Here is an 18,418-nt window from a genome sequence, read left to right as displayed (position 1 = left end):
GACAACTCTAATACTATCTGTTATATTAAAGTGAAGATTATAATAATATTAGTGTAGTAATCAAAAGACTTTGGAATCTCTGGTTATTAAATTGGTAAATGCTTCCACAGGCTCAGCATGACAGCTCTAATACTATCTGTTATATTAAAGTGGAGGTTATAATAGCTGATGATTTATCCAAAAAACATCGGGTTCATACTACATTAAAAGTTAATTTATAACGGTGTCATGCTGAGCCCGTCGAAGCATTGCGATGATTTATTTAGAATTTCTTCAGAATCTTCTCAAACGTATTTACATTCCTGCTGGTAAACTGATCTTTAAGACTTTTTTTGCCTAATACCTTTCCAAAAGTAGAATCTAAGGTATTGCCTTTCGGGACCTGCCAGTAAAATATACCATTGATAATTTCTGCCTTTTCGTTTTCTGCCTGGGCAGCTTTTTGAAACTCCTCCATCAGAACTTTCTCCACGCCTGGCATTCCGACAAAACTATAAATATGGAGATTTTTGTTCTTTTCAAAAGGAATACCATTCCAGAAAACCGCTGTCTCTTCCTGAGATTTTACAAACAGAAAAGCTTCATAATAAAAATGCTCTGACATAGCTTTTTCCAGAACTGTTTTTAAATCTTCTGCATTTTTATCTGAAGAAAAAACAATATTTCCTGAAGCTAATATTGAACTCACATCTTTCATTCCGGCATCTTTAAAAACCTGGCAGACATCAGCCATTTTCATATTGGTTCCTTTTACGTTGACACCGCGGAGAAAAGCACAGTATTTCATTTTTTTTAGGTCTTAGTTTTTAGATATTAGGTTGCAGGTTTTAAGTTTGAGGGTTTGAGAGTATTAGAGTTATTTGACCCTTGTTTCTGAACTCTCTGCGATTTTCAATCCTTTAATCAACCCTAATGTACAAATTATAGTCTGTTCCGGAAGGTTTCAGATTATATATTTTTTCTAAAATCTTATTGTCACTTTTCAGGTGGTCTTTCACTCTGAATTCCTTTAAAAGCTTGTAATGGGTTTGGTAATACAAAGAATTGGCATTATTTCCTTCATAGATATTTTGGTAGGAAAGTAGATATTTCGGTTTTCTTGTTTTCACCGTATTGATCCAGTAATTCACTTTGTCCTTTTTAATTTCTTCCTGAATTTGCTTGTCTACCAATCCAACCTCATCAATTGTTTTTAATCCTGAAAAATAAGGAACATACCCAGCCGGTTCCAGTAAGATCCACTGATTTTTGTCTTTCTCATATTGGTTTAAAAATGTTCCAATCGTTCTACGGTAGTTCCATTCTCCGTTTCCTGTTGCAATACAGTGAACAGTCTGGAAAATAAGCATAGGGAAAATATAGAATATAACCAGTAATGACAGCCATAGGTTTCTCCTCTCTTTCTGCTCCAATATAAAAATAAGAATAGGAACGAAAAGTAGCAGCTGTGGTACCCAGTAATACCAGTCGAACAGGCTTTTCTGAGAAAGAAAAATAATCTGTTTTGCCCATCCAAAGATAAAGATCATCCATAAAAAATAGTTTCTCTTTTCTCTTTGTCTGATCAGATAAATGAAGCAAACCAATTCGAAAATCAATACTACAATCGTCAGAGGATTGAAATCTCCCGGAACTTTCAGCATTCCCCAGAAGTTTCCAAAACTTTTAAAGAAATACCCGATATGCTGCTGGATGGTGAAGTTTTCACTGTAAAGCAGTTTTTTTGCGGTAATGGTATTATTCACCAGCTCACCAAAGTAAAACCAGTTGAAAGCAACCGTTAACAAAACGCCCAGAATTCCGCCAAAAATATAATTCCATCTTATTTTTTTGTTCCAGAATAGATCTACAAGAAATACAATTCCCAGGAATATCACAGTATCAATCCTTGTAAACATGATTAAAACCGGAAGAAAGGTTACTACCCATTTCTTTCCTTTATGGAACCCGTAGTACAGGAGCGCCATTTCCAGGAAAAACAGGATTCCGTACTCCATTCCGAGAATTGAAATTTTAATGGCTGGCGGTAAAATACCCACCAAAAATATAAAAATCGCTTTATGCCATGGGTTTTTAAGAACCAAATGAGAAAGCAGTAAAGTTCCTATTGTAAACAGAATGGAATTGAAAATCAAAAGAGGTTCAATAAAATTTTCCTTTCCAAAAACAAGATTGAAAAGGTAAGACACAAAAACATACAGATGAGTGGTAGACGCAGAAATTTTGGTGTCTCCATTGAAACCAATTACCCCATAATCCAATAGATTCTGGGCCACTCTCCAGGTAATAAATGCATCCTCCTGAATATAATGTGTCAATAAAAAAAGAAGCTTAAAAGCAACTGTAGCAATTACAGCATAGATTGGGAACCTGCTATTTTTTGTTTCAGCCATTATGTATTTTTAACTTCACAAATATAACCTTAATATTCAGGATTCCCAATAATAAAAAAACGGGACCGAAGTCCCGTTTTAAAGTATTTTATTTTGTTGCTTTGATAATCGCAGTGGTTATCTGATTTTCTTTTTCTTTTGAATAAGTAGAATCATAAGGTTCCATGACATCAAATAAATACTGATAGAATGGTGTGATCTGCTGAACATTTTCTGATTCTTTCATGGCTTTATCTTTGCCCATTTCCTGAAGATCTTTGATAAATACATTGAACTTTTTATCAATTGGCTCTATGGATTTTACCAGATAAGCATATCCTTTTTCTTTCTGACCGATCTTCGTGTAAGCATCCGTTACTGCAGCTACAACAAGAGAATATTCCATCGGTTTTGTTCTCATTTGTCTTCTCAGGTAGCTTTGGTCTGCTTTGGAAAGGCTTAGATAATAATCATATTCCTCAAAGATTCCTTTTTTAAGAACCTCAGCAAGCTGAAGACCTTTCTGCTCCTGACCTGCGATGATGTATCCTGATACAATGGAGCTTAATGAACGAGGGTCGTTGTATTTCTCAGCAGGAATTTCTTTAGCTGCAAGATCCAGAATTTCCAATGCTTTAGCTTTCTGTCCGCTCAATGCAAGTGCTGATGCAGCTCTGCTCGCTGACATTCTGTAGCTGATGATATTGGAAGTAGCCGTTTCATCAAAGTGAGCATTTAAGTTTTTGAAGTTCCCCCATCTGAAGTTTTTCACTACATTATAAAGAGAATTGGCATCTACTCTACCCATATCTCCATCAGCTGTCGGAGGCGTTTGGATAGGAATTAATCTGTAACTGAATCCGTCAAACTGAAGATAGTCGTTCAGATAGAAAATATTTTCACTGTCATAGATACCTCCTGATGAGAAATTGATTGGACGCTTCCAGTCGAAATTGGCCAAAAGATCCATCAGAATCAGGTTATTCTTATACAATGTATTCCCTTTGTAAGTAATCATAATCTGATTAGCAACATTTGGAAGATCTTCTTTGTTGATGATTCCTGCTTTTAAAGCATTTTCTTTATTTACAGGAAGAATGAATTTGTTTACCGGAAGGATATTGTATTTTTCAAACTTCTCTTCTCCGAAATACATTTTCAACAATTCGTCTTTTTCTGGAGATTTGAATTTAATGAATTCAATAGCTTGTTTTAGCGTTAAAGAATCCTGAGTAAGATACTTTCTGAACGACTGGAATTGTGTTTCCGGAGCTCCCTGTTCTTTCAACATAGAGAAAACACCTTCCCAATCTTCTTTCTTCATCATATAGATCTGATCGTTTACACCATCTCTGTAATCTTCGTGTGTCAACTGGCTAGGGATTCCCATAGCATTGTAAGTTCTTCTTTTTACCTGATCAAGATTCCAGGGAGTTGAAGCAAGAGTAAAGTTAACTACCTTCACATCATCTCTGAATTGTTCTGTTTCCTGGATCGCCCAAACCGGGTAAGTATCATTATCTCCGTACACGAAAAGGATATCGTTTTTCGGTAATGATTTTAAAACTGAATACGCATAATCGTACGCTGTATATCTGTTGCTTCTGTCATGAACATTATAGTTCTGGAAGCCCATCATTAATGGTACTCCTAATAAAACAACTCCTAAAGCAATATTAGCTCCGTTTGATTTTATTTTAGACTGCAGGAACCATAAAATAGCTCCGGCTCCCATACCGATCCAGATCGCAAATGCATAGAATGAACCTACCATTGCATAATCTCTTTCTCTAGGTTCGAAAGGTTTCACTCCTGTATAGAAAACAATACCAACACTTGTTAGAATAAATAATGATAACAGCGCATAGAATCTTCCGAAGTCTCTGTTCAATTGGAAAAAGAATCCAATCAAACCTAAAATTAATGGAAGGAAGAAGAATGTTACTGTACTTTCATTCTTAAATTTAGCAGGCATTTTATCCTGATTTCCTACGTTTACATTATCGATAAAAGGAATACCGGAAATCCAGTTTCCTTTTGTGCTTTCCATGTTTCCTTCAAGGTCATTCTGTCTTCCAACATAGTTCCACATCAGATATCTTACAAAGTAGTATCCGTTCTGGAAAGAAATAAAATAATCCATATTCTGAAGCAATGACGGCTTCTGAACGTTGATCAGGTTATAAGGTTTTACTTTCAGATAATCTGAAGCTGTAATCGACTTATCTTCATATTTCCCTCTCAATTCATCAAAGATCTGCTTAGCCTGTGGATTGTCTGCCACATCTTCATTAGCATAATTGAATGTAAAATCCGGAGCACCATACATTGAAATATAGTTAGCCATTACATCCTTATCCTCATTAAACATTCTTGGCATTAAACTTACCTGAGACTTGTTGAATACATAATTAAAACGGTCTCCGGTTTTTCTATATGTTCCGGTTTTTTCATCTTTTTCGTAGATCTCACCGGTCTTTTGAGTTTTAAAGCTTCCGTCCTCATTCTTCTCAATTCCGTTAGCATCAAGGAATGCCGTGTAATTCTGTCCGTAGATCGTTGGCCAGTCACCGTACTGCTCTCTGTTATAATAATCCAACATCCCAATTGCTGTATCCGGATCATTAAGGTTCATCGGCGGATTAGCATTGGCTCTGATTGGAATAACCATCCAGCAAGAGAATCCGATCATCATGAAAACCACAGATAATGCAGCCGTCTGGTAGATTTTTCTCTTTGCTTTTCTTGCATATTTGATTAAGAAATAGCAGATCGCTACCATCAAAATAAAAGCTACAATTGTCCCAGAGTGGAAAGGAAGTCCAAGACCATTCACGAAGAAAATTTCAAGTCTTCCGAACATGGTCATAATTAAAGGGAAGATAATTTTGAAAACAATAATCAAAATTCCCAGTGTAATAAGGTTTGCCCAGATAAAATTTTTCCAGGTAAACTTATAATTTCTTGCATAATATACCAGACATACTGCAGGGATAGCCAGCATACACATCATATGCACTCCCACAGAAAGTCCTAAAACAAAGAAAATAAGAATAATCCATCTTTCACTGTCTCCCGCCTGATATTCATTCTCCCATTTGGTGATTAACCAGACCAAAAGCGCGATAAACATGGAAGCCATGGAGTAAACCTCTCCCTCTACTGCCGAGAACCAGAATGTATCTGAGAACGTAAAGCAAAGTGCTCCTACCGCTCCGGCAAATAAAATAGAGATTTCCTGATGTTTCGTAATTTCATCAAAATCTTTGTTCAGAAGTCTTCTCACAAAGTGGGTGATCGTCCAAAACAAAAATAAAATAGTCAGCGCACTGAACAATGCAGACATCGCGTTGATCACGATAGAATAATTTTCGCCTTTCCCTAATGCAAAAATGGCTGCCACGGCACCCACTATCTGGAATAAAGCAGCTCCGGGAGCGTGCGTTACTTCAAGTTTTACTGCAGAAGAAATGTACTCGCCACAATCCCAAAAACTGAAATTGGGTTCTATGGTGGACAAGTACGTGAAAAACGCAATGACGAAAATCACCCATCCTGAAACGGTGTTCCATTGCCTAAAAGTCCAATTTTTCATAGTATTAAATCAATTATGCGAAAATAAGGCTTTTATCTTATTTTATGCGGGTTTTAACAAAATTTAAAAATTTTGGCGTAGTATTTGCGAATATAGACCTGTCAAAACTGTAAATACGAAAATAAGTTTTACAAAACTATGCCCTAGAAATCAAACAAAAGTTTAGTAATTATTTATTTTTTTGTATTTTTGCAGTCAGATTTTTATTGAAAATAACAAATAATGAGTAATGTTTACGATAATATTCTTGGCCTAATAGGACATACTCCTATGGTGAAGCTAAATACTGTTACAAAAGATATTCCAGCAACCGTTTATGCCAAGTTAGAATCATATAATCCTGGACATTCCACCAAAGACCGAATCGCACTTCATATTATAGAAAACGCAGAGAAAAAAGGCCTTTTAAAAGAAGATTCTGTAGTTGTAGAAACTACTTCCGGGAATACCGGGTTTTCTATTGCGATGGTATGTATTATTAAGGGATATAAATGTATTCTTGCAGTAAGTGATAAAACAAAACCAGAAAAAATTGCTTATCTGAAAGCATTGGGTGCTGTGGTGTATATATGCCCGGCCAATGTTCCGGCGGATGATCCAAGATCATATTATGAAGTAGCTAAAAGAATCGCTCAGGAAACTCCTAATTCTATTTACATCAATCAATATTTTAACGAGCTTAATATTGATGCCCACTATCAGACTACAGGTCCTGAGATCTGGGAACAGACGGAAGGTAAGATCACTCACCTTTTTGCCTGCACCGGAACTGGAGGTACACTGTCGGGTTCTGCTAAGTTTTTGAAAGAGAAAAATCCGGATATCAAGATCATCGGAGTAGATGCAGATGGCTCTATCCTAAAAAGCTTTCACGAAACAGGAGAAATCCATAAAGAAGATGTACATCCTTATCAGATTGAAGGAATGGGTAAGAACCTCATCCCTGCTGCCCTGCTTTTTGACAAGGTAGATGAATTTGTAAGGGTAAATGATGAAATGTCAGCATACCGAACCCGCGAAATTGCTTTGAAAGAAGCGATCATGGGTGGCTATACTACCGGAGCTGTAACACAGGGATTAATGCAGTATGCAAAATCTCATGAGCTTACAGAGAATGACCTGGTTGTTTTAATCTATCCTGACCACGGTTCCAGATACATCACTAAAGTATACAGTGATCAATGGATGGCCGAACAGGGATTTGTTAACAACTGTGTTCACAATTATGACGAAGTTTTCAAAACGGAGTTTATCAAATAAGAACAAATAAAATCACAATATAAATAAAGCCTTTTGCGTGTTCTACAAAAAAGGCTTTTTACTTAAAAATTACGATACAATGTTGGATATTTTTGAAAGAATAAAAGAAAATCCAGGACCACTTGGACAATTTGCAGATTATGGTGAAGGCTATTTTATTTTCCCAAGATTAGAGGGACCTATTGGCCCTAGAATGCAATTTCAGGGTAGAGAAGTAATTTTCTGGAGTGCCAATGACTATTTAGGATTGTGTAATCATCCTGAAGTAATAGAAGCAGATGCAAAAGCGGCTGCAGAATACGGAATGTTCTATCCAATGGGAGCGAGAGCAATGTCTGGGGAAACAGATCAGCACCTTCAATTGGAAAGAGAACTGGCAGACTTCGTAAAAAAGGAATCAGCATATTTATTGAATTTCGGTTACCAGGGAATGGTTTCTACCATAGATGCTTTGGTAAGCAGAAATGACGTTATTGTTTATGATATGGATTCTCATGCCTGCATCGTGGATGGAGTAAGACTTCATTCTGGTAAAAGATTTACCTACAGGCACAATGATATGGCAAGTCTTGAGAAAAACCTTCAGAGAGCGACTAAGGTAGCTGAAGAAACAGGAGGAGGTATTCTTGTGATTACAGAAGGTGTTTTCGGAATGAGAGGCCAGCAGGGAAAAATCAAAGAAATCTGCGATCTTAAATCAAAATACCAGTTCAGACTATTGGTAGATGATGCACATGGTTTCGGAACCCTTGGGACAACAGGTGCCGGTGTGGGTGAAGAGCAGGACTGTAATGATCAGATCGATGTATATTTCTCTACTTTTGCTAAATCAATGGCTGGTTTTGGAGCATTCCTTGCTGGTGACAAAGAAATCATCAGATATCTGAAATTCAACCTAAGATCACAAATCTTCGCAAAATCTCTTACGATGCCAATGGTTATCGGAGGATTGAAAAGATTGGAGCTATTGAGATCAAAACCTGAGATCAAAGCTAAACTTTGGGAGAATGTTTACAAACTACAAAACGGACTTACAGAAAGAGGCTTTAATATTGGAGACACTAATACTTGTGTAACTCCGGTAATGATGCAGGGAACTCCGGTAGAAGCTACTCTATTGGTGAAAGACTTAAGAGAGAATTACGGTATCTTCACATCAGTTGTGGTATATCCGGTCATTCCAAAGGGAATGATTCTTTTAAGATTAATTCCTACCGCTTCTCATACGGATGCAGAGATCAATGAAACTCTGGCCGCGTTTGAAGCTATTCATGATAAACTAGTAGGTGGCTACTATAAAGATCAGGAGCAAAAATTACTGCAGGAACAAGGATTAAGTTTTAAACCAATTTAATCATAAAAAATAAAAAAAGCCACTGATTGACTCAGTGGCTTTTTTGTTTAAATAACCATAAAAATAAATGAAACTTAGAGGTTACATGCTAGGAATTCTGTCGGCTGTTTCATACGGCCTGATTCCTATTTTTATTCTGCCTATCAAACAGGCGCACTTTTCTATGGACATAACCCTGTTTTACAGGTTTTTCTTTTCTGCCTTAATGGTGGGCGGTTATCTGATGTATTCCAGACAAAATTTCAGGCTCAACAAGAAAGAAGCTTTAATATTAGCTATTCTGGGAATCTGCTATGCCCTTTCTTCAGAGTTCCTATTTTTAGGATATGATTTCCTTACCCCAGGAATTGCTTCCACCGTGTTGTTTATCTATCCGGTCATTGTCGCTTTGATTATGTTTTTCTTTTATAAGGAAAAACTTTCCAGATTATCTGTAGTTTCATTATTGTTTGCTTTTGCTGGGGTCATTGTTTTATGCTTAAAAGGAAACGGGTTGGAAATTAATTTCGCAGGTTTAGGAATCGTGATGCTGAGTTCTCTCTTTTATGCACTTTATATGGTCATTGTGAACAAGGCAAACTTAAAGGTATCGGGATTTAAGCTTACTTTTTTTTCCATGCTTTTTACTTCCCTTTTTTTTATGACTAAGGCATTGATGGGTCATGAATCATTTGCTATTCCTTCCATATCTATCTTTCTGAACTTTCTTGTTTTTGCATTTCTTACTACAGTTATCTCAAGTTTATGTCTGGTATATGCCATTAAACATATTGGTTCTACACCAGTGGCCATTTTAGGAGCTCTAGAACCAGTAGTTGCGGTAATGGTAAGTGTATTGCTATTTCATGAAAAGTTTACAACGAACCTGTTGATAGGAATCACTTTGATCCTTTTTGGAGTTATTCTTAATGTCATTGGAGATCAAAAGAAAATACGTCATGCTTAGAATTTCTATTCATTGACTGATATCAACAATACAAAAGCCGAACTTCTTACTGAGTCCGGCTTTTTGTGTAACTTTATAAAGGTTACTTTACCTTATTGAACATATATCGCGCAATTTTCCATTTTGAATTATCTTTCTCCAATACAAACAATTCACGATTTTCTTCCGGCGTGGTTTTGTTATCTGCATAGAGCAATTGTTTTCCTCTTGACATAGTACGTGCTATGGCATAATTTTCATTGATGATCGTGATTTCCTCAATTTCAAACTTTATATTCAACTTAAGAGTTTTAAATACAAAGTCATAAGATTCTTTAAGCTGTTCTTTGCCTTGAGATGTGGGACCGCCTAACGGCATGAAAATACCTGTTTCACTATATAAAGAAATGGCTTGCTCAGTAGATGAGGCATTCAATGCATTCTGATAGCTATTAAGTAATTCCTCTATATCTTTTTTTACTGTTGTTTCCATATTTTTGTAATCAGATGTTTTAAGTGTTGAATTTTGTTTTTTTGAACAGGATGTTAGTATTAACAATATCTGGATGATGATAAGAATGTTTTTCATCTATTTTTTTTAAAGCTTTGACTTAGCTTCAGAAAGGTTCACCGTTTTTCCAAGCGCTCCAAATTCATGCAGATCTCCAAAAACTTCAATACGAATTGACTGATCAATCCCTCCTACTTTTAAAGGATCAAATCCTGCTTTTTCAATCACTTTCTCAATATCCTTATCAATGGATGTATCATCGGAAGCATAAAACAATACTGCTTTTTCAGGATTTCCATTGGAAGCTCCGGCAAGACTTCCCGCTCCCAGTGTTCCAAATGCTTTTACCAATTGAGCTCCCTGAGGAAGAATCGCTTTATTGAGCTCTCCTGCAGATTCTCTTTCTCCAATGATTTTTTTGAATCCTCCATTTCCATCCGGAGCAATAGGATTTGAGACGTCAACAATAATTTTGTCTTTCAGAATATTTCCATACTCATTAAAGAAGTCTTTAAAGGCACCAAACCATATTGCCGGTATAATAATATCAGCAGTATTAATGGCTGCATCAATATTCATATTTTGAGCTAAACCTCCGGACTGCTTGGCAAAATTATCTGATTCCTCATTATTTCTTGATGCTACAATCACCTGTTGGTTATTCTTGATCAAATCTCCAGCTATTGCTTTCCCAATGTTTCCAAGACCGATAACGGCTACTTTTTTTAATGTTTCCATTTCTTTTGATTTTTATTATTTATCTATGTCAAAATTAGGAGGAAAGACATTCAAAAAAAGACAAACAAGTTTAAGAAATAGCCTTGACATTTGGTAAGGCCAATGATGAAACTAGTTTAATATTAAAAGGAGATATAATCAGCTTTTAATTCTTTTCTGTCGGATTTTACTCAGGAATTGTGGGGTAATTCCGAGATAAGAAGCAATCTGTGTATTGGGAAGACGATTCGCCAGCTGCGGATACTGCCTGATAAAAAATTCATATTTCTCATCTCCGGTAGCGCTTATATTTTGAAGCACTCTATTTTGGAGCTCAATGAATTTTTGTTCAATGATCACTCTGAAGTTCCTGTCAAATTTGGGATAATAAGTATAAAGATACCAAAGGTCATTTTTTTCAATCTGCAGTACTACAGAAGTTTCCAGGGCAACAATATACAGTTTGCTGGGATTTTTATTATGAAAGCTGTCTATATCTACAATCCAGTCATTTTCTGCCGCAAACTGGAGATTATGTTCTTCTCCACTGCCATCTATATTGTACATTTTTAAACAGCCGGAAACAACGAATGTATAATACTGACACACTTCGTTTTCCTGCAGGATAAACTGCTTCCGTTTGATCCTTCTTTCAATGAACCTTTCATTCAATACTTCAATTTCTTTCTTTGAAAGCGGAATATAGCTTTTAAAATATTCGATAAGCGGAGCTGTTTCGTCTGACATTGTGAATGGGTGTAATTTTTATATTGAGTTAAAAAATATTGAGACAATATATTAAAAAATACCGGAACTTATTTTACTAGAATATTTAATGATACAAATAAGATCAACTTACGAAATTTAAAAGAACCTATCTATATCTAACGCTTTTCCAAAGAATTTTTTGAAACCATTCATAGAAACCCATGTTACCATCATTAAATGGATCATTGTGTACGTTAAAAGTAAAGGCCTTACCTCAAAAAATAGTCTTCTAGCCTACCATTTTGAGCAGATATTTGGCTTTTTCCTGTTATCACTAGTTATTAATACTAGTCTTTCTATCATAATATCGACCGTCCCATCACTCCTTTTTCTTAATTATATTGAATTGATTTTGTTTATTTTACGAATATCTAGAGTCATGAATGCCGTGGCTGAACAGAAAAAACGATTCCATTTGTTGGAAAAATTTTCAAAAATAAATTCGGCTTTCTGGTGTAAGAAAATTTATCTGATTATATTGCATCTGTTTGTTTATAGGAGTTCCCCCCTATAGCAGACCATTGTATTTATCATAAAACAGATGAAGGAACTACAAAAACTTACCAAAAAACAATTATATAATAAAATCAGGGAGAAATCAGAGAACCTCTATACCATCACTCATGAAATGCTGGAAAGTAATTTCTTTAATGAAAGTTCTTTAGACGAAGAAAGCCTTGCCGAATTTCTTGAAATGCTGGATGATGAAACCGCAGAAAAAATAAAAGAAGCTTCTCTTCACATCAATAATGAAAATGACACCCCTGAAATTGTCCTCATAGAAAACGAAAGCGATCGTTCTCTTGAACTGATTACCCAAGAGGGAGAAGGATATAAAATTATTCTTATAGAAGAAGATATTCACTTATCCGAAAAACTCTTTGTTGAAGACTATATTGTTCTTATCGCTACAGGGAATATACAAGCAGAGAATATTATCGTCAATGGTTCACTTTACTGTGCGGGGAATGTTACCTGCAAAGTATTATTCGGGGCATCGGGCAACGATAACGAAACCTATATTGGAGGAAGTATTATGAGCTCCCTTATTGCAGAAAACGGACATTATACTGTGGCAGAAGGTAATATATATTCTCGGTATCTGATCAGTTTTCATAATGAAATCATGGGAAAAACCGGGAAATTCATTGAAAATATCAGCTTCGAAAAACCAAGCGAAAGTGGGTTGCTAAATCCTGCAATCCTTGATGAAGACGGATATTTTGATGAAGATTCTTTTTTAAACTTTATTAAGAGTAATACTCCTGATGCGTTGTTTATTAAACCGACAGATTTATTTTGAGATTGTATTGCTATGGAATGATTAAGTGGAGGCATTCTATTGGATAGAAACCCGTTTTCATATAACAGAATTCAGAAGACTTTTCTTCACTGTTTATAATCAGGAGAAAAAATTTTTTTCTAAAAAAACTTTAGAATAACTTTGCAAAAAATTTCTGTTGAAAGACCTGCTTCTTATTACTCCGCCTTTTACCCAACTTAATACCCCTTATCCTGCAACAGCTTATATTAAAGGATTTTTAAATACCAAAAATATTTCAAGCTATCAGGTTGATTTGGGGATTGATGTTATTTTGGAGTTATTTTCAAAGGATGGAATTCAGAAGGTTTTCAGTAAAGAAATTGATCTTCAGAATATCTCAGAAAATTCTCAGAGAATCTATGCGCTGAGAGAAGAATATTTAAAAACCATAGATCAGGTTATTCCTTTTTTACAGGGTAAAACACCTACACTGGCAAGACAGATCTGCAGCATGAATTTTCTTCCCGAAGCTTCCCGTTTCAACCAGTTGGATGATATGGAATTTGCTTTTGGAAATATGGGGCTTCAGGATAAAGCTAAGCATCTTGCAACCTTATATTTAGAAGATATATCAGATTATATTGTAGAAAATGTTGATGCCGATTTTGGTTTCAGCAGATATGCAGAACGTCTCGGAAAAAGTGCCAATTCTTTTGATGAATTATATTCAAAATTATCTGGTGATCCCACATTTATCGATGCATTTACTTTAAAAATTCTTCGTGAAAAAATAGAGAATATCCAGCCCAAACTGGTTTGCTTCTCAGTCCCTTTTCCTGGTAATCTTTATTCCAGTTTCAAATGCGCCCAATGGATCAAAAAACATTATCCTCACATAAAAATTGCTATGGGAGGTGGTTTTCCCAATACAGAATTAAGAGAAGTTAAAGACCCTAGAGTATTTGAATTTTTTGATTTTATTACCTTAGACGATGGAGAAATTCCTTTGGAACTCCTTTATCAAAATCTGGAAATTTCAATTGCGGAAGGTGAGTTTAAAAGAACTTTTCTTGTTGAAAATCAAGAAGTGGTTTATAAGAACAATTCTAAACGACATGATTACAAACAGTCTGAAGTCGGTACTCCGGATTATACCGATTTAAAACTGGATCAATATATTTCCGTTATCGAAATTGCCAATCCGATGCACAGTTTATGGAGTGACGGACGATGGAACAAACTAACAATGGCCCATGGATGCTATTGGGGAAAATGTACCTTCTGTGATATTTCTTTAGACTATATCAAAATCTATGAACCTATTTCTGCTAAAATTCTGGTAGACCGAATTGAAGAATTGATCAGGACAACGGGTGAAACAGGATTCCATTTTGTGGATGAAGCTGCACCGCCAGCTTTGATGAGAGAGGTAGCCCTTGAAATTCTCCGAAGAAATCTGGTGGTAACCTGGTGGACGAATATTCGTTTTGAAAAAAGCTTCACCCGCGACTTATGCTATCTCCTGAAACTTTCGGGATGTGTTGCTGTTTCCGGAGGACTTGAAGTGGCCAGTGACCGATTGTTGAAATTAATTGACAAAGGAGTTTCTGTAGAGCAGGTTGCCAATGTAACCAGAAATTTTACAGAAGCCGGAATTATGGTTCATGCTTATCTCATGTATGGCTACCCTACTCAAACTGTTCAGGAAACAGTTGATTCCCTGGAAATGATTCGTCAGATGTTTGAGATGGGAATTCTTCAAAGTGGTTTTTGGCACCAGTTTGCAATGACTGCTCATTCACCCGTTGGGATGAATCCTGAGGATTTTGGAATTGTTCCGGTAAAGCAGGAAATACTGTTTGCCAATAACGACATAGATTTTAAAGATAAAACCGGAATCGATCACAACAAGTTCAGCTTCGGATTAAAAAAATCTTTATTCAATTATATGCATGGAGTGAATTTTGAACTTTCACTTCAAGAGTGGTTCGACTTTAAAATTCCGAGGACGACCATTCATCCGGATTACATTCATGACTGTCTTTTGGAAGATGCGCAGTTTACTCTGAAAGCCAACTCAAAAGTAGTCTTTCTAACCAAAAATGTAATCGCTGAGAATCACGTAAAAAATAAAAAGAAATATTCTGGTACGTATACGCTTCTTACATTCCACTTAAAAACCAATATTGTTAAGGTAGAACTGGAGCAGGAAAAGGCAGAATGGCTGGTAACAGTGTTGGAAGAGAATTCGATTGAAAATTTAAAAAAACCTACTATTCAGCAACTTAAGACTCAATTTGAAGAAAGTTTTGAAGATTTTGAGCTATTCTGGTTCTCAAAACCGATGCAGCAATTGAAGGAAAATGGAGTGATTTTGAGCCTATAAAATTTTTCGCTTTTTTCTCAGGGATTTTTAAAAGAGACGATTTTCTGTGAATTGTTAGTTTTCTGTATGAATAAAACCTGTTTCGATTGAATGATAATCTCTCGCGAATTTTGCGGATTACGCAGATTTTGATTTGAAAGAATAAAGGGTTCTATTTTTTCATTCCGAACAGATCAAATCCAAATTTATAACTACCATAAATAAAACGGCAAAATATTCCCCTCCTCTGGAGGGGTGGCGAAAATTCAAAGGATTTTTGACGGGGTGGTTGTAAATACTAATGAGATTTCAATAAGTTTTGGCTAAAGCCAGATAAAATTATTTGATCTTTAATAAAAAAACGGGCTAAAGCCCGTTCCTATTGATATAAAAAGTATGTTTCTTTCTGATAAATAATTAATTTTGAGTCTCTTTTGATACGGGACCTACAGATACTTTTTCCTGTATTTTAATAAAATTAGGATCCATAATAGCCATACGCTCAGCCAGTGCTTTATAAGTAGGATACTTTAAAATAGAGGCTCTCCCGGACATTTCCTTATAAATGACAAAAGACTTTCCACCAGCAGTTTTCAGTTGTTTTGTGGTCGTGATATATCTTCCGATAAGTTTGCTTTTAGCATCGTAAATTTCAATATCTATAGGTGTTTTATCCATAATCGTGTCCTCTGAACCGAAACTTACCGGTAAATTGGTAAAATAACCTACCGGAACACCATTGCTAAGGATCTCTCCCACTTTATTGACCTCAATATTCAGTTTGTCTATTTTCTTTCTTATGACATATGCTTCTTTAGTTTTAGTATCCAGTTTTCTTTTGGGTACATTTGAAAAAAGCTCATCAAGATTTTTGACATTAATCCCTTTGTTATCAATTATTTTAAGATCTTTAATAGAAGTAAAGACAGCCGATTTTTCTTCTCCGGAAAATGCAGAAGGTGATGAATAATCAAGTTCAATGGTTTTATCCCTGTTGTATATCCTGTTGATCATGATATAGCTGTCGCGCACTGAATCAACGATACTTTTATCAATGAATTTTATCGTATACAGCGGTGTTTCCTTAAGATCCATAAACGTATATTCGTTGGACTTATTGGACAGTTTGGCAACCGGAATACCGTCTAAATTGATTATCCCTCTCTTGGTTTTGAAATTCTGAGCATGAAGGAAAATACCCAGAACTGTAAAGAATATGATTATGCTTTTCTTCATCCAATCAGACTTTTACAACAATAAAAAAAGTGTAACACAAAGTTACACTTTCTTGAAAATATATTTAGCTTTTCATTTAATTATTCACAAAGGATAATTCCTTTATTATGATTAAATTCTACAACACCGCTTTTGATAGCATAAGCAAAAACAGAGTCCTTTCCAGTTTCTTTGGTAAAGTTTTTAGCAAAAGCTTCATCAATAGAATTAGCAAAAAGCTTTACATCACCTCCGATCAAAGAAGAAACGATTCCTGCGTGGTTTTTCATGATGTGAAATTCACCATTTTTTCCAGGCAATAATACTGAATCTACTTCTCCTTCAAAAACTACATATTCTGGTGTTAAAATTTTTATATTCATTTTAATTTAGATTTGAAGATTTCAGATTTCAGATTTCAGACAACTTAAAAGTCTCATGTCTAGTATCTGCTATCTTTATGTCTAATTTATTAAGCGTTTTCAGCTAACATTTTTTGTCCTGCTTCGATAGCTTCTTCGATAGTTCCTTTCAAGTTGAAAGCTGCTTCTGGTAAGTGGTCTAATTCACCATCCATAATCATGTTGAATCCTTTGATTGTATCTTTGATATCAACTAATGATCCTGGGATACCTGTAAACTGCTCTGCTACGTGGAAAGGCTGAGATAAGAATCTCTGAACTTTTCTTGCACGGTAAACAACTGATTTATCTTCTTCAGAAAGTTCTTCCATACCAAGGATTGCGATGATATCCTGAAGCGCTTTGTATCTTTGAAGGATTTCTTTTACTTTTTGAGCACAGTTGTAGTGTTCGTGACCGATAACTTCTGGAGACAAGATTCTTGAAGTAGAAGCTAATGGATCTACCGCTGGATAGATACCTAATGAAGCAATCTTTCTGTCAAGTACCGTAGTTGCATCCAAGTGAGCAAATGTAGTTGCAGGAGCCGGGTCAGTTAAGTCATCCGCAGGTACGTATACCGCTTGTACTGAAGTAATTGAACCATTTTTAGTTGAAGTAATTCTTTCCTGCATCGCACCCATTTCAGAAGCAAGAGTTGGTTGATAACCTACCGCTGATGGCATACGACCAAGAAGTGCAGATACCTCAGAACCAGCCTGTGTAAAACGGAAGATGTTGTCTACGAAGAAAAGTACATCTCTACCTTGTCCGCTTTCTCCACCATCTCTATAGTACTCAGCTAATGTAAGACCAGAAAGTGCTACTCTAGCTCTTGCACCTGGCGGCTCGTTCATCTGTCCGAAAACGAATGCAGCCTTAGATTCTTTCATAACTTCTAAGTCTACTTTAGAAAGATCCCAACCTCCGTTTTCCATAGAGTGCATGAAATCATCACCATACTTGATAATACCTGATTCCAACATCTCTCTCAAAAGGTCATTTCCTTCTCTCGTTCTTTCACCTACTCCGGCGAATACAGAAAGTCCTCCGTGTCCTTTTGCAATATTGTTAATCAACTCCTGGATCAATACTGTTTTACCTACACCAGCACCACCGAACAAACCAATTTTACCTCCTTTTGCGTAAGGCTCAACTAAGTCGATTACTTTAATACCTGTAAATAAAACTTCTGCAGAAGTTGAAAGTTGATCAAATTTTGGAGCTGGTCTGTGAATTGGAAGACCACCTTCCTTAGAAATATTTTGAAGTCCGTCGATAGCATCACCAACAACGTTGAATAATCTTCCGTTTACGGCATCACCGATTGGCATCATAATAGGATTTCCATATCCAATTACGTCCTGCCCTCTTTTAAGACCGTCAGTAGCGTCCATTGCGATACATCTTACTGTATCTTCGCCAATATGTTGTTCTACTTCTAAGATTACTTTTTCACCGTTTTCTTTTGTAATTTCTAACGCGTCATAGATTGTTGGAACAGCTTCCACATCTCTGAAGACAACGTCGATTACCGGACCAATAATTTGAGAAATTTTACCTTTAATTTGGTTTGCCATTGCTAAATTTTTTCTTGGTGCAAATATAATGATTCTTCATAAACCTGCAATTGGTAAAAAAAAGATTTTTATCATGCTTTTGATAATAGTT

14 protein-coding genes are annotated in these 18,418 nt (G+C 35.8%); 5 read left to right on the top strand and 9 right to left on the bottom strand.

What is annotated here, in order from left to right; all coding sequences use genetic code 11:
* Positions 1 to 262: 262 nt before the first annotated feature.
* The 3 genes from C1634_RS14125 to C1634_RS14115 all read right to left on the bottom strand — a co-directional run bounded on the left by C1634_RS14125 (position 263) and on the right by C1634_RS14115 (position 5,967).
* Positions 263 to 787 (bottom strand): DUF1697 domain-containing protein, encoded by a 525-nt coding sequence (locus C1634_RS14125; RefSeq protein ID WP_109738633.1) that lies wholly within the window; start codon positions 785 to 787, stop codon positions 263 to 265.
* A gap of 112 nt (positions 788 to 899) precedes the next feature.
* Positions 900 to 2,393 carry a hypothetical protein gene (locus C1634_RS14120; RefSeq protein ID WP_109738632.1) on the bottom strand — a complete coding sequence of 498 codons (1,494 nt, stop codon included), beginning with the start codon at positions 2,391 to 2,393 and terminating at the stop codon, positions 900 to 902.
* An 88-nt stretch (positions 2,394 to 2,481) separates the two neighbouring features.
* Positions 2,482 to 5,967 carry a glycosyltransferase family 117 protein gene (locus C1634_RS14115; protein ID WP_109738631.1) on the bottom strand — a complete coding sequence of 1,162 codons (3,486 nt, stop codon included), beginning with the start codon at positions 5,965 to 5,967 and terminating at the stop codon, positions 2,482 to 2,484.
* A 222-nt stretch (positions 5,968 to 6,189) separates the two neighbouring features.
* Here C1634_RS14115 and C1634_RS14110 point away from each other — a divergent pair, with 222 nt between their 5' ends.
* The 3 genes from C1634_RS14110 (at position 6,190) to C1634_RS14100 (ending at position 9,527) form a co-directional block, all read left to right on the top strand.
* Positions 6,190 to 7,227, top strand: a complete 1,038-nt coding sequence (locus tag C1634_RS14110; RefSeq protein ID WP_103232288.1) for a PLP-dependent cysteine synthase family protein — start codon at positions 6,190 to 6,192, stop codon at positions 7,225 to 7,227.
* 82 nt (positions 7,228 to 7,309) lie between these two features.
* Positions 7,310 to 8,581: an aminotransferase class I/II-fold pyridoxal phosphate-dependent enzyme gene (locus C1634_RS14105; RefSeq protein WP_185145134.1), complete on the top strand. Its 1,272-nt coding sequence runs from the start codon at positions 7,310 to 7,312 to the stop codon at positions 8,579 to 8,581.
* A gap of 67 nt (positions 8,582 to 8,648) precedes the next feature.
* Positions 8,649 to 9,527 (top strand): DMT family transporter, encoded by an 879-nt coding sequence (locus C1634_RS14100; protein ID WP_103232286.1) that lies wholly within the window; start codon positions 8,649 to 8,651, stop codon positions 9,525 to 9,527.
* Between the two features lie 82 nt (positions 9,528 to 9,609).
* Here C1634_RS14100 and C1634_RS14095 read toward each other — a convergent pair whose 3' ends face one another.
* The 3 genes from C1634_RS14095 to C1634_RS14085 form a co-directional block, all read right to left on the bottom strand.
* Entirely contained in the window at positions 9,610 to 9,999 is a 390-nt protein-coding gene (locus C1634_RS14095) for a YybH family protein (RefSeq protein WP_165835328.1), read from the bottom strand.
* 105 nt (positions 10,000 to 10,104) lie between these two features.
* Positions 10,105 to 10,755: an NADPH-dependent F420 reductase gene (locus C1634_RS14090; RefSeq protein WP_109738630.1), complete on the bottom strand. Its 651-nt coding sequence runs from the start codon at positions 10,753 to 10,755 to the stop codon at positions 10,105 to 10,107.
* 138 nt (positions 10,756 to 10,893) lie between these two features.
* Positions 10,894 to 11,481 (bottom strand): Crp/Fnr family transcriptional regulator, encoded by a 588-nt coding sequence (locus C1634_RS14085; protein ID WP_103232283.1) that lies wholly within the window; start codon positions 11,479 to 11,481, stop codon positions 10,894 to 10,896.
* A gap of 562 nt (positions 11,482 to 12,043) precedes the next feature.
* On the opposite strand from C1634_RS14085, the gene C1634_RS14080 reads away from it, so the two are divergent.
* Positions 12,044 to 12,805 carry a hypothetical protein gene (locus C1634_RS14080; RefSeq protein ID WP_103232282.1) on the top strand — a complete coding sequence of 254 codons (762 nt, stop codon included), beginning with the start codon at positions 12,044 to 12,046 and terminating at the stop codon, positions 12,803 to 12,805.
* Positions 12,806 to 12,962: 157 nt separating this feature from the next.
* On the top strand, positions 12,963 to 15,152 hold the full coding sequence (locus tag C1634_RS14075) for a B12-binding domain-containing radical SAM protein (RefSeq protein ID WP_109738629.1): 2,190 nt from the start codon (positions 12,963 to 12,965) through the stop codon (positions 15,150 to 15,152).
* A gap of 396 nt (positions 15,153 to 15,548) precedes the next feature.
* Here C1634_RS14075 and C1634_RS14070 read toward each other — a convergent pair whose 3' ends face one another.
* From C1634_RS14070 to atpD, 3 genes are all read right to left on the bottom strand, one after another.
* Positions 15,549 to 16,367, bottom strand: a complete 819-nt coding sequence (locus tag C1634_RS14070) for a hypothetical protein (protein ID WP_103232281.1) — start codon at positions 16,365 to 16,367, stop codon at positions 15,549 to 15,551.
* Between the two features lie 80 nt (positions 16,368 to 16,447).
* Positions 16,448 to 16,729 carry a FoF1 ATP synthase subunit delta/epsilon gene (locus C1634_RS14065; RefSeq protein ID WP_103232280.1) on the bottom strand — a complete coding sequence of 94 codons (282 nt, stop codon included), beginning with the start codon at positions 16,727 to 16,729 and terminating at the stop codon, positions 16,448 to 16,450.
* An 89-nt stretch (positions 16,730 to 16,818) separates the two neighbouring features.
* Positions 16,819 to 18,327 (bottom strand): F0F1 ATP synthase subunit beta, encoded by a 1,509-nt coding sequence (gene atpD, locus C1634_RS14060; RefSeq protein ID WP_103232279.1) that lies wholly within the window; start codon positions 18,325 to 18,327, stop codon positions 16,819 to 16,821.
* Between the last annotated feature and the right edge of the window lie 91 nt (positions 18,328 to 18,418).

The organism is Chryseobacterium viscerum (assembly GCF_002899945.2).
Classification (GTDB): Bacteria; Bacteroidota; Bacteroidia; order Flavobacteriales; family Weeksellaceae; genus Chryseobacterium; species Chryseobacterium viscerum.
The sequence above is the reverse complement of the archived record's forward strand: the minus strand, read 5'-3'. Positions and strand labels throughout refer to the sequence as shown.

What these genes read in the sequence shown, in the direction of transcription:
- C1634_RS14120 (WP_109738632.1), bottom strand. Translation starts at nt 2,393, where the DNA reads ATGGCTGAAACAAAAAATAGCAGGTTCCCAATCTATGCTGTAATTGCT.
- C1634_RS14065 (WP_103232280.1), bottom strand. Translation starts at nt 16,729, where the DNA reads ATGAATATAAAAATTTTAACACCAGAATATGTAGTTTTTGAAGGAGAA.
- C1634_RS14085 (WP_103232283.1), bottom strand. Translation starts at nt 11,481, where the DNA reads ATGTCAGACGAAACAGCTCCGCTTATCGAATATTTTAAAAGCTATATT.
- atpD (WP_103232279.1), bottom strand. Translation starts at nt 18,327, where the DNA reads ATGGCAAACCAAATTAAAGGTAAAATTTCTCAAATTATTGGTCCGGTA.
- C1634_RS14080 (WP_103232282.1), top strand. Translation starts at nt 12,044, where the DNA reads ATGAAGGAACTACAAAAACTTACCAAAAAACAATTATATAATAAAATC.
- C1634_RS14125 (WP_109738633.1), bottom strand. Translation starts at nt 787, where the DNA reads ATGAAATACTGTGCTTTTCTCCGCGGTGTCAACGTAAAAGGAACCAAT.
- C1634_RS14090 (WP_109738630.1), bottom strand. Translation starts at nt 10,755, where the DNA reads ATGGAAACATTAAAAAAAGTAGCCGTTATCGGTCTTGGAAACATTGGG.
- C1634_RS14095 (WP_165835328.1), bottom strand. Translation starts at nt 9,999, where the DNA reads ATGGAAACAACAGTAAAAAAAGATATAGAGGAATTACTTAATAGCTAT.
- C1634_RS14070 (WP_103232281.1), bottom strand. Translation starts at nt 16,367, where the DNA reads ATGAAGAAAAGCATAATCATATTCTTTACAGTTCTGGGTATTTTCCTT.
- C1634_RS14115 (WP_109738631.1), bottom strand. Translation starts at nt 5,967, where the DNA reads ATGAAAAATTGGACTTTTAGGCAATGGAACACCGTTTCAGGATGGGTG.
- C1634_RS14110 (WP_103232288.1), top strand. Translation starts at nt 6,190, where the DNA reads ATGAGTAATGTTTACGATAATATTCTTGGCCTAATAGGACATACTCCT.
- C1634_RS14100 (WP_103232286.1), top strand. Translation starts at nt 8,649, where the DNA reads ATGAAACTTAGAGGTTACATGCTAGGAATTCTGTCGGCTGTTTCATAC.